The sequence below is a fragment of the Enhygromyxa salina genome, from assembly GCF_002994635.1.
GTDB classification, from domain to species: domain Bacteria; phylum Myxococcota_A; class Polyangia; order Nannocystales; family Nannocystaceae; genus Plesiocystis; species Plesiocystis salina_B.
In genome coordinates this window covers 117,290-128,126 of record NZ_PVNL01000111.1, presented here as the reverse complement: position 1 = coordinate 128,126, position 10,837 = coordinate 117,290, and the positions used below count along the sequence as shown (strand labels likewise).

Here is a 10,837-nt window from a genome sequence, read left to right as displayed (position 1 = left end):
AGTCGATGGGAGCCCGCAGGGGGCGTTGCAAAACTTGTAGTCGAGCCGTCGGTACCCCGCGCGTGGGGGCGCTGACGGGCCAGCGCAACGAGAACTCCTCGCTGTTCTCGCTCGAGGCGCTGGCGGGGCTGTCCATGACCCCGGCGCGCGCGGCCCCGGCCACCGAGGGCTCTGGACTGATCGATATTCGCGCGATGCGGGCGATGCTCAACCCCGAAGCTGGTGACGGAGCAACCCGCGGGGCCGGCCGCGACAACAACACTTTGCTGCCGAGCTTTGGTGAAGGTGGGTTCGGGGGGTTGGCAGCCGATCGGCTCGTGACGGTCGCGCCCGCTCCTTCGGCTCAGACTCAGTCTCGGTCCAGTTCCGCTCGCGGTCCGCTGTATGCAGTGATAGGTGTGCTCGGCCTCGGCGTCCTGGGGCTGGCGGCCGCGCTGGTGCTCGACCAGCCGAGCGCGCCTTCGAGTCCGGAGCAAGTCGTGGTGGTTGCCCCTGCTGTCGAGCCTGTCGAGCCGGATGAGCCTGTCGAAGCGGCTGACGACGAAGCGCCCGCGGACGACGAGCCGCCAGTCGACGACCCGGTGGCCGAGCCCCAGCCGGAGCTCGCCGCGAAGGTCAGCAAACCAGCGAGCAAGCCGGCCAACAAGCCGGCAAGCAAGCCCGCAAACAAGCCGATCAACAAACCGACCAGCAAGCCAGACAAACCGCTCGACGTCGACTGTCTCCTCAACAACAAATTGCCGCAGTGCGACACTGACCAGGTCAGCGAGCGCCCACCCCCCAAGCCGACGGCTCCCGAGCAAGACCTGGCCAACAAGCTGAGTCAGAGCGACATCCTGGCCGGGGTCGGCCCGATCAAGACCGCCGCCAAGACCTGTGGGTCGGGGACGGCCGTCGTGATCAAGTTCTCAGTCAAGGGCGCAACCGGCAGCGTGGTCTCGGCCAGCCCGCTCGAGGAACACAGCGCGAGCGCGGTCGGCAAGTGTGTCGCCAACGCCGCCAAGCGGGCGACCTTCCCCAAGTTTCAGGCCGAGCAGCAGGGCTTCACCTTCACGTTTCGGCTCTGACGCGGTCACGAATCGCTGACGCGCAGGTGCACGACCCCACCCACGAGCACCGCGACCTCGTCGATCCCATCGCCGTCAAAGTCCCCCGCCACGGCTCGCTCACCACCCGCCGGGAACCCCTCGAGGGGATAGTGACACCCGAGCGGATCGCTGTTGAGCCGCTGCACCAACCGCGGCACCGGGGTTCCAAGCAGCACCTCTTCGCCGTTGGTCCCGTCAAACTCCGCGCCCAGGATCCACGCGAGTTCCGTCTCGGGCACGGTCGCCGCCGCGAGCTTGCCCCCGCTCCAGCTCTGCATCACGACCACGCCCAGGCTCGGCGCCGCCGAGAACGCGTCGTCGAGCCCGTCGCCGTCGAGATCGAACGCCCCCCACTGCTGCGGCTGATCCAGGTTCAGCCCCACCGCGGGCCCCGACGGCTGCCAGCTGCCGCCTTGCTGCAGCACCCACGAGGCCGACTGCGCGAGCATGTCGCTGGCCAGCCCGGCGAGCAGCAGATCTTGCTCCCCGTCGCCGTCGTTGTCGCCGTGGTGCACGTGCTGGTGCGCCTCGGTCGGCGTCAGCGAGACCACGACCCCGGCCTCGCCGACCCCTTCGATCGACGCTGGCATCCCGTTGATCAGCCCGACCAGCTCATCTTGCCCGTTCAGATCGAGGTCGAGCCCAAACCCGCCGGTGATCGCCTCCAACACCTCGGTGAATTCGTTGCCAAAGGTGCCGTTGCCATTGCCGAGCATGGTCCGCAGGGTGCCCGACTCGGGCTCGGTGAACGCGAGGTCGACGAACTCGTCTTCATCGACCCGCATCGCAATCATCTGCGTGAACTGGCCAGGCTCGACCCACGCGGAGTCGGTCAGCGAGAGATCATCGTCGAGCACGCTGACCCCGGCCAGGGTCAGCATCACCAGCTCCTGCGCGCCGTCGTTGTCGACGTCGACGAACTGCATGTCGAGCACGTCGTCGAGCGCCGGGATCGCAATCTCCAGCGTCGCCCAGGTCCCGCAGGCCAACGCCTGAGGCACCTGCGTACAGATGCTGTCGATGCAGGCCAGCCCGTCACGACAGTCGAGGCTATCTTCGCAGTCCGGCACGTAGCACTCGCCGTCTTTGCACATCTCGTCGGGGGCGCAGTAGTTACAGGGATCGTAGTAGTCGTCCCAGTTGTCGGAATAGTCGCTGTACGTGGTGTACGTGCTGTACGTGGTGAGCGTGCTGTAGGTCGTGAACGTGCTGTACGTCGTCGTGTAGCTCGTGGTGGTGTCGTTTCCCTGCGTGGTCGTGGTTCCTGCGTCGTCCTCTGCAGCACCGGGTCCGCACGCCGCCAGCGCGAGGGCGCCGAGGCTCAGGGGTTTGAACAGGTTCCAGGCGCTAGGATTGAGTGGACGCATGCTGAGTCGGGACTCCGGTGGCGGGACCTGGCCAGGGTATCGCGTCTGCGTGGCGCGCGGTGCCAAACCCGCTGGGCGGCCCCACGACCGCGCCTACCCGCGCCAGTCGTCGGTGCCGCCCCTGGCCAGATCACGAACGGCCGCGTGTCGAACTGCTCGCCGTCGAACCACGGCCGTTGCATACGGCCCACTGCGAAGCCCGACCCCGCGACCCTCGGCGACCTCGCAGCGCTGCACCCCAAGATCGTCCGCGGACCACCGTGGTGCCCACTCAGGCCAGAAATTGAGCATAGTGAACGCCTCCCCACCCCAAACTCTGCCATGTCTCGCGCTTCATCGTTCACCTCCGCCTCACTGCTTGCCTTGCTGTCGATCGCCTGCGCGAACGAGACCGAGCGCCCCACCGACACCACCGGCGTCACGACCCTCGCCGCCACCAGCACGGACGGCAGCGAGACTGCCGACAGCGCGGACACCACCACCACCACCAACACCAACGCCGACGACGGCGACCCGTGCACCAACGCAGACGACTGCGCGCCCGGCCAGGTCTGCTACCCGGCCTCGGGCGAGTGCGGGCCGGCCGGCGGCTGTGGCATCGACGACGACTGCCCCGAGGGCCAGATCTGCGAGGACAACCTGTGTGTGATCGGCGGCGAGTGTGGCGGCTTCGAGTTCTCGATCGAGGCGGTGCCACCCAACTTGCTGATCATGCTCGACCGCAGCGGCAGCATGGACGGCTCGGTACCCAACACCAACCTCAATCGGTGGGAGGTCGCCAAGGTTGCGATCGAGCAGGTCACCACCAGCTTTGACGAGCAGATCCGGTTTGGCCTCGCCACCTACTCGGCCTGCGTCGGCAACGGCTGCTCGGCCGGGACCGTCGTGGTCCCGATCGCCGATCAAAACGCCGCCGCGATCAACGGGTTCCTGGCGACCACGGTCGGCGCGGGCTCGAACAACGGCGACAACGTCAACAACCAGGGCTTGATCGAGTACCTGTGCGACTCCGGCGATCCCGAGACCAGCACCGGGAAGTCACTCCAAGCTCAGGTGGCCAACCCGTCATTGCAGGACCTCGAGCGCGACAACGCGATCTTGCTGATCACCGACGGCGCCGAGAGTGGCTCGTGCGTCGACAACGGCAACGACGGCCCGACCGCGGCGGGCAACCTGTTTGGTCAGGCGATCCCGGTCAAGGTGTTCGCGGTCGGGTTTGGCGGGGCCAACGTCGGCGAGGTCAACGACATCGCCGAGGCCGGCGGCACCGAGACCGGTTACCTCGCGGATCAGGCCGCCGAGCTCGACATGGCGCTGGCCCAGATCGCCAACGCCGTGGCCACGTGCACCTTCGAGCTCGATCAAGTCCCGCCCGATCCCAACGAGATCTTCGTGTTCTTCGACAAGGATCCCGCGGGCGTGCCCAACGATCCGAACAACGGCTGGACCTACGATCCAATGACGAACACCGTGACCTTCCACGGGACCGCGTGCGAGGCGATCAAGAGCGGGGTCATCGTCGACATCGACATCGTGTACGGCTGCAACGAGCCGCCGATCGGGTGATCGGCCGAGCCTGCTCAGGGCAGGTTCATCGGGTAGTAGAGTGCCACGATGTCTTCCCTGTTCGATCACTTCTTCGATGACGACCACCGCCAGCGCCAAGACATCAACACACTGCGTCTCGATGCCCAGCTCGATGCCGACAACATCCAGCTGTTGTGCCGTCGGCTCGACGCCACCATGAAGCGGCTCGATCGTGCGGAGCTGGTGCTCGAGGCCATGTTCCTCTACCTCGAGAACCAGGGCCTGATGAACCGCGAGACGCTCGCGCGGCTGGTCCGCGAGGTCGACGAGCTCGACGGCAAGCGGGATGGTCGGGCAGGCGTCAAGCCCACGGATGAATGAGCGGACTCGGAGTTTCGCTACTCGGAGCTCGCGGGCCCTAGCACGGGCGCGGGTGTCGACGCGTGTCCGACCAGCTCCGAGAACGCGCCGCGCAGCTGCTGCTCGCGCCCGTCGCTGCGCCATCGCCAGACCGCGCGTCCGATCAACCAGCCGATCAGCGCCCCGGTGGCCGTCATCGGACCGAGCAGCGTGAGCAGCAGCCACTTGGCGACCAGCGGCTTGAGCGGGATGATCGACATGAACCCGCTGAAGCCAGCGATGAAGGTCCGTATCGCGACGGTCCCGTGCGCGTCGTTGGGCATCCGCTCCTCGAGTCGGCCGGGGTCCGCGAAGTGGCGGCGCAGGACCTCGATCATCTGCGTGAGCGCGTCCTCGTCGACGTGGCTAGCGATGCTGGTCTCGAACATCAGCTCGGTCTTGCCGCCCAGCCACCACACCGGGCGGTTGCGGACGTCGGCGACAGACAGCTCGGACCAGGCGCTCGCCCCCTGCGATCGACGAGCCGGTCGCCGAGCGTGCTCTGGTGCGCCCGATCAAATGTCAACAACCAGGGGTTGATCGAGTAGCGAGCAGCCACGCGCGGTGGCTGAGATATCCGCTCTAGAGTCGACGGGGTGTGAACATCATGCCACCATGCTCTTGGTTCGGGCAGCGCTGTGCACGGCGCAGGGCGCCTGTAAGCCGACCGACGACTGGGTCGTCGCGGCGCTGTGTATGTACAATCAGGCCCACGATGAGTACGCCGACGACCGTCTCGCTCAACACCGAAGCCAACCGCAAGGCCACGATCGCCGCCGGCGCGGTCGCGGCCGTGGGCCTCGGCCTGCTCGCGCTGGCCTACTTTCGCGACTGGGGCTTCTTGGCGTGGTTCTGGAGCGGTGTCGTGGCCTTCGGCGGGCTCGCGGGGTTGTTCGGCTTGCTCAAGGGTGGCGGCCACGCCCAGGCGCCGTGCCCCCACTGCAGCGCGCAGCTTCGCTTCATCCACCCCGAGACGGCGCGCACGATCCAGTGCTCCAAGTGCAGCGCGTGGTCGACGGGAACCAAGACCATGGCCCCCGTCTCGAATGACCACATCAATCCCGAGGCCGTGTTCAACGTGCCCTTCCCCGATGGCGGCGTCTCCTGGCCGACGACCGACGACGGGACGCCGTGCTGCCCCGTGTGCGAGCGAGCCGCGACGCGGCAGGTCGAGGTCACGTTCTCGACCGGAGACATCGCGGCGCTCGTGCTGCCCGTGTCGATTCGAACCACCAACAGCCTTCAGGTGCCCGCCTGCGCCGAGCACGACGATGGCGCGAGCCTCCAGCCGAGCGAAGACGGAGAGGTCGAGCTGGCGTTCCGATCCTACGCGTACATGCGTCGGTTCGTCGCGACCAACCGCTCTCTCGCGACGCCCTGACGATCGCTAGCTCGCGCCTCGCGGTCTTCACTGAAGCTGTTGTTCGACGGCGACGCCTCCGAGCCGCCACCCATGGGCATGGCTGTGGTCTGCCCGCGCCATCACCACTCCAGCCGGCCTCCCAAGCGTCGCAGCTCCTGTTTACGCCGCTCATAGTCGGGCATCAGCGCCCCGAGCCGGGCCCAGAACGCCTTGGTGTGATCCGGGTGGACCACGTGCACGACCTCGTGAGCGACGACATAGTCAACCAGGCGCATCGGCGCTTGGATCACGCGCCAGTTGAAGCGCAGCACGCCCTTGTCGTCGCAGCTGGCCCAGCGCTTTTGTTGGTCGCGGACGCGCACGTCGGCCACCTTGGACGCGACTGGCGAGGGCCTCAAATTCTCTCAGCGCCTCGTCGTCCACTGGAGTCCGAGCTATCGGCGTGTCGGTCGGCGTATAGGACTTCTAAACAATGGCCGGGATGGCGACGAATGCACGCCCGTGCAGGACGCGACCAGAACTGGGGCTCTGGCCAGCGTCGGGCGACCTCGTTGGCGGCGGCGCGGCGACGGGCGCCGGCGTGCCACGAACGATCTCGCTCGGCTGCGATTTCGAGGAGTGCTGAGTGCAGGAGACTGCGAAAGAGACCCGCTGAGTGTCCGCATGACGGGTCAGTTATGCGAGTCTCAGTGCAACCCTCGCTTGACCACCATGCGCGAAAACGATATCCTCACAACAAATGCGTCGACGAACATCAATTGCGCAGGCGTTTCCCGCAATACTACTGGCCATAACAGCATGCACTTCCCCTGACACCAGGCTTGACGATGCGATCAGGCAATATGTCGAGCAGCGAGCGGCGGAAGCAGAGGCAGCCTGCGAGTGCTACTTTCTATTCCTAGACCTAAGCGATCCCGACAACAACACCTTCACATCAAAGTCTGATTGCCTCGAGTCCACGATCCCTAGCTCCGAGGACGATGCAATCCGCTGCGTGCGTGACACTTTAGACGACAGCGGCGCGACCACCGACGAAAGCACTGAGATCATAGCCTGCTACACCGAAGGGACCAAACGCACAACAGACTGTCATCTGCAAAACACAGACATGTGCTCGGCGTCGGAATGCACAAGTGACACAGTGACGGCCGACACATGCAAAGGCCACCTCACATCAACACAGGCCGAAGCACTTCACTTCTGCGTATGACGAACCCTCGCGTCCTACAGATCAGAAACCCTATCCCATGCAAAAAGCGCCATTATTTTCTGCGCATCGTCTGCAGCGACGAGACGGGATTCCCCGAGAAACGACAACCTTGGGACCTGAGTTCTCCCCGAGAAAATCATCTCTCACCGCCCCTCGGCGCCCGACGGCGAGTTCCGCCCTACGTTGCCCGAGTTCCAGGGGGATCGGCTCCGTGTTCTCAACGAGACGGCCCGTGCCCGCGGCGTCCAGGCGCAGGCATTTTTCGAAGAGCTAACACCGCAGAGTGTGCTAGACATTGCGGTGCGCAAGCTCGGCGCAGCCAACGTGAAGGTCTTTCCACGATGAGCGACCGCGACTACATGCCCGATATGGCTGGATCCAAAGGGTTCGCCCTCTTCTCCCGGCAGCGTGAGAATGCGGATTGGCTGGACGGACTGCGCTTCCTGAACGAGTCGGGGTTTAGCCTCATCGATCCCAACGTGGTCGACGCGACGGCCGTAGCAACTGTCGAGAACATGGGCGAACGGCACGACCTTGACGTTGAAGTTTTCCAAGAACATGTGATGGCTCAAAAGCCGATCAACTTTCGCGTATGGACCCACGATGGCGACGACATGTTGTGCGAGTTTCGTCGCTGCGGAACGAAACTAGTCGAGTGGTACTGGTTTGGTCAACTCGTGACGGCGGACAGTGGATTCGTTTCTGCGCTGGTGCGTCGCTTCCAATCAGCAACCGCTGCCGGCCGCACCATGATAGTCGTCGACTGGCACGCGCTTTCAGAAAACTTCGACTGGCCGGCGTTGCTTGCTGGAGCCGTCGCATACTCTGGCACTCCCCCGGAGGTCTTCGGCATCCCGTTAGACTTGTCACGTGCAAACCGGCTAGTTCTTCAAGGTTTTCGCACCCAGGTATTCAATGGTCACGTACTGCACAAGCGTAGCCAAGACCCAGACAGGCCGGTGGGACCACCGTTGGAACTGCCGGTCTCTGCTCTCGACTAGACGGCTGCTCGAGTGGCCTTACGCATGGCGCATCTTGGCCAACTCGGCGCAGCACGGACAGTTCGTTGCTCGAGACAGAAAGAGAAAGGGCGGTCGGCGGTGGTCTCTTTCTGGGCTCGAGACCGACGCCGCGCTCGAGAGTCAGCTGCGGAAGCTTGGTGGATCCTTCGAGTCGAGCCACGTCGCCAACCGATGAGATCGAGTAATCGATGACGCGGGCTTCGTCGGTCGAGTGTATCCGACAGGAAAAAAAGAGTTCAAATGAAGGCCGGCGTCGGTGCATACTCCAGCCCGCATGACCGTGGCGCCCGAGCAACAGCAGGTACTCGACCCCTCCGCGAGGCGGGCCTGATGCGTTGGCCAGAGCCAACTTTCGTGGAGCGGGCGCTGCAGCTACCACCCGAAATTCGAGCCTGCGGGCTCGCGCGTGGCGACATCCCCACCCTGATCGAGTTACTCGCCGCGTGGTATCCGAGCCTCGCGGCCGCCGAGGATCAGACGTTGCTCACCAGCGCGATCTACGAGACACAGGCCGCCCTCGTCGGCGAGGAGCAAGACGTCTTGGCGCGCCCGCTCCATGTGCTCCTGTTCAAAGCGCAGGGCGAGGCCGCGCCGGTCGGCTACCTCGCTGTCGAGTACGAGCCGATCAACCGATCCATGCTCGGGCGCATGTCCGTGGTCGATCCCCGGTTTCGCGGCCGGGGCCTCGGCGGCGCGCTGGTCGAGGCCTCGGTCGTGATCGCGCGGGCGATGGGGGTTCAGATGATCTACGGCCTCGTCGAGCTCGACAACAAAGCGCAGTGCGCTGGCCTGGAGCGAGCTGGACACCTGCTATGCGGGATCGCGCCCGACTCGGACAGCAAGCCGCTCGACGCCGCTTCGACCTGCCACGTCCCCGAGGCCGTCTACGTCAACCTGTTGTTGCCCGCAGACGAGCTCGTCTGGCCCAAACCAGCGGCCCTGCGCCCGAGCACGGCCGCCCTGATGCAGCTGCTGTTCGAACACGATGACACGCGAAGCGCCCCGCCACCATTGGCCATGACGCCGCTGCCGAGGCTCAGCGCGTCCGCGGCTGCTCGATGCGCCGCCCGGCCCCCGGGCACGTGGCCGGACATCCGCTGGCTCGCCGACGAGCTCGGGCTGCCGCAGGGTCTCACGCCGCGGCCGCTCGCACGCGCCGACGTCCCAAGGCTCATCGCTGCGCTGCCGGGGCTCAACCCAGAGCTCGAGCACGACCCCGATCATCACATGCTCGATCCAACGTTCTATGCCGAGCGTGTGGCCTTTGCCGGGGAGGACGCCGTCATCGCCAACCGACCGGTCTACGCCTGGGTCATCGAGCGCGAGGGCGAGATCGTCGGCTTCCATCACGCAACCTTCGATGTCGAACGCTCGACCTTCACCGCCAAGCTCTCGACCCTGGCCTCACCGCGCGACCCGGAGGTCCAGACCTCGCTGCCTCGCTGGATCGCGCTCGTCGGACCGTGGCTGGAAGTGGAGACGCTGCTGTGCTGGACGGACCTGCGCGAGCTGAGCGGCCAGCTCGCGTGCGAACGCAGCGGCCTTCGTCTGTTTGGTTTCCTCCCCGCCTCCGACCGCACTGCGACCGCGCCGGGCGTCGTCCGTCATGGGTTTCTTGCAATCTATGGGGTCTCGCTGGTGCCCCCAGAGCGCGCCTACGTCCCCGCCCGCGCAACCATGACCCCGCGCGTGGCCACGCTCGCCGACTTCGTTTTGGGGTCACCAGCGTAGCTGATCACAGACGCAGGAAATTGGGCGTAGCGAAGGCGCCCAGATGAACCAACGGATTGTAGTAGCGCAATGTGGTGCCGAAGCGATCATGAGCGGCCTCGAGCTGGGCCAGATCGAGTTGGGCCAGGTCGAGCGTATCGGAGGCCCAGCCGAACGCCAGCGGACCGCCACAGTAGCTCGGCACCGTTGCGAAATAAAAGCCCGCGTGGCGGAACAGCTTGGCTCGGGTGGCGCCGGTGGTTTGGTATTGCAGGCGCTGCACGAATGGCACACCGTTTTGGGTGACCAGAATACCACCCGGCGCCAAGACACGCTGACAGTCGGTATAAAAGGCATCCTCGAACAGCACCACGCCCGGACCGATCGGATCCGTGGAGTCGATGATGATCAAATCGAAGCGTTCGACGCTCTGGGCCATGGACTGCATGTACCGAGCGCCGTCACCGATGATCAGCGACAGTCGGGGATCGTCGAAGGCACCGTTGGAGATCATGGCCAGGTGTGCCTTGGCGGCCGCCACGACCGCGCCGTCGATCTCGACCATCACGACCGTCTCGACGTCGTGCTTGAGCACCTCTTCGGCGCAGCCACCGTCGCCGCCGCCGATGATCAGCACCTTGCGGACCCCACCGTGGGCCAGGATCGGCGGATGGGCCAGCATCTCGTGGTAGATGAATTCGTCCGCCTCGGTGGTCTGGACCACACCATCCAGCGCCAGGACCCGACCGAAGGTGCGGTTCTCGAAGATCTGGAGGTTCTGATACGGTGTCTGCGTGACGTGAATTTCGCGATCCACGCGCATTAGTTGTTTATAGTCGCCATTTAGTACTTCGCGTGACGGAATCATGGAATTAGGCCGCGGTCCAGCAAGGGAAGGTCAATTTATCGCAGAGAGTCGGCGCGCATGCAAGCGTCAAGTCATCGGCCGGGTCCCGGCCCCGATGTCTGCCCCCGATGTCTGGCCCCGATGTGGTGATTGGCCAGGCGGGCCATGGCCAGGGTCAGTGTTGGGCGATGAAAGCCTGATAGAGCCCATCCGGCGCGCCGAGCCAGGGGTTGCATTCACTGTAGTTCGCCGTCTCGACCCAGATGTCGTACTCGCCAAGCTGCCCCAGTTGCCCGCGAACAAG

General features: G+C 65.2%; 10 protein-coding genes. 6 read left to right on the top strand and 4 right to left on the bottom strand.

All coding sequences use genetic code 11. The annotated features are described in order from the left end of the window. Positions 1-62: 62 nt before the first annotated feature. Positions 63-1,067, top strand: a complete 1,005-nt coding sequence (locus ENSA7_RS27945) for a hypothetical protein (protein WP_106092420.1) — start codon at positions 63-65, stop codon at positions 1,065-1,067. Between the two features lie 5 nt (positions 1,068-1,072). Here the strand turns inward: ENSA7_RS27945 and ENSA7_RS27940 are convergent, their stop codons facing one another. After that, positions 1,073-2,455 (bottom strand): EB domain-containing protein, encoded by a 1,383-nt coding sequence (locus ENSA7_RS27940; protein ID WP_106092419.1) that lies wholly within the window; start codon positions 2,453-2,455, stop codon positions 1,073-1,075. 321 nt (positions 2,456-2,776) lie between these two features. On the opposite strand from ENSA7_RS27940, the gene ENSA7_RS27935 reads away from it, so the two are divergent. Next, positions 2,777-4,021, top strand: coding sequence for a VWA domain-containing protein (locus ENSA7_RS27935; RefSeq protein WP_106092418.1), 1,245 nt, complete (start codon positions 2,777-2,779; stop codon positions 4,019-4,021). Between the two features lie 48 nt (positions 4,022-4,069). Then, on the top strand, positions 4,070-4,363 hold the full coding sequence (locus tag ENSA7_RS27930) for a hypothetical protein (RefSeq protein ID WP_106092417.1): 294 nt from the start codon (positions 4,070-4,072) through the stop codon (positions 4,361-4,363). A gap of 17 nt (positions 4,364-4,380) precedes the next feature. On the opposite strand, the gene ENSA7_RS27925 is transcribed toward ENSA7_RS27930, so the two are convergent. Further along, positions 4,381-4,800 carry a hypothetical protein gene (locus ENSA7_RS27925; RefSeq protein WP_106092416.1) on the bottom strand — a complete coding sequence of 140 codons (420 nt, stop codon included), beginning with the start codon at positions 4,798-4,800 and terminating at the stop codon, positions 4,381-4,383. A gap of 296 nt (positions 4,801-5,096) precedes the next feature. On the opposite strand from ENSA7_RS27925, the gene ENSA7_RS27920 reads away from it, so the two are divergent. Beyond that, positions 5,097-5,762 carry a hypothetical protein gene (locus ENSA7_RS27920; RefSeq protein WP_106092415.1) on the top strand — a complete coding sequence of 222 codons (666 nt, stop codon included), beginning with the start codon at positions 5,097-5,099 and terminating at the stop codon, positions 5,760-5,762. Between the two features lie 101 nt (positions 5,763-5,863). Here the strand turns inward: ENSA7_RS27920 and ENSA7_RS27915 are convergent, their stop codons facing one another. Further along, the gene (locus ENSA7_RS27915) at positions 5,864-6,106 is read right to left on the bottom strand and encodes a M48 metallopeptidase family protein (protein WP_181234187.1); all 243 of its coding nucleotides are present in this window, start codon (positions 6,104-6,106) and stop codon (positions 5,864-5,866) included. 1,189 nt (positions 6,107-7,295) lie between these two features. Between ENSA7_RS27915 and ENSA7_RS27910 the strand changes: the two genes are divergently transcribed. Then, positions 7,296-7,955: a hypothetical protein gene (locus tag ENSA7_RS27910; RefSeq protein WP_106092413.1), complete on the top strand. Its 660-nt coding sequence runs from the start codon at positions 7,296-7,298 to the stop codon at positions 7,953-7,955. 351 nt (positions 7,956-8,306) lie between these two features. Next, positions 8,307-9,707 carry a GNAT family N-acetyltransferase gene (locus tag ENSA7_RS27905; RefSeq protein ID WP_181234186.1) on the top strand — a complete coding sequence of 467 codons (1,401 nt, stop codon included), beginning with the start codon at positions 8,307-8,309 and terminating at the stop codon, positions 9,705-9,707. Between the two features lie 4 nt (positions 9,708-9,711). Here the strand turns inward: ENSA7_RS27905 and speE are convergent, their stop codons facing one another. Beyond that, a complete protein-coding gene (gene speE, locus ENSA7_RS27900) occupies positions 9,712-10,554 on the bottom strand; it encodes a polyamine aminopropyltransferase (protein ID WP_106092411.1) in 843 nt (280 codons plus the stop codon). Between the last annotated feature and the right edge of the window lie 283 nt (positions 10,555-10,837).

Coding starts and splice junctions, on each gene's coding strand:
- ENSA7_RS27940 (WP_106092419.1), bottom strand. CDS start 2,455: ATGCGTCCACTCAATCCTAGCGCCTGGAACCTGTTCAAACCCCTGAGC.
- ENSA7_RS27935 (WP_106092418.1), top strand. CDS start 2,777: ATGTCTCGCGCTTCATCGTTCACCTCCGCCTCACTGCTTGCCTTGCTG.
- ENSA7_RS27930 (WP_106092417.1), top strand. CDS start 4,070: ATGTCTTCCCTGTTCGATCACTTCTTCGATGACGACCACCGCCAGCGC.
- ENSA7_RS27920 (WP_106092415.1), top strand. CDS start 5,097: ATGAGTACGCCGACGACCGTCTCGCTCAACACCGAAGCCAACCGCAAG.
- ENSA7_RS27910 (WP_106092413.1), top strand. CDS start 7,296: ATGAGCGACCGCGACTACATGCCCGATATGGCTGGATCCAAAGGGTTC.
- ENSA7_RS27905 (WP_181234186.1), top strand. CDS start 8,307: ATGCGTTGGCCAGAGCCAACTTTCGTGGAGCGGGCGCTGCAGCTACCA.
- speE (WP_106092411.1), bottom strand. CDS start 10,554: ATGATTCCGTCACGCGAAGTACTAAATGGCGACTATAAACAACTAATG.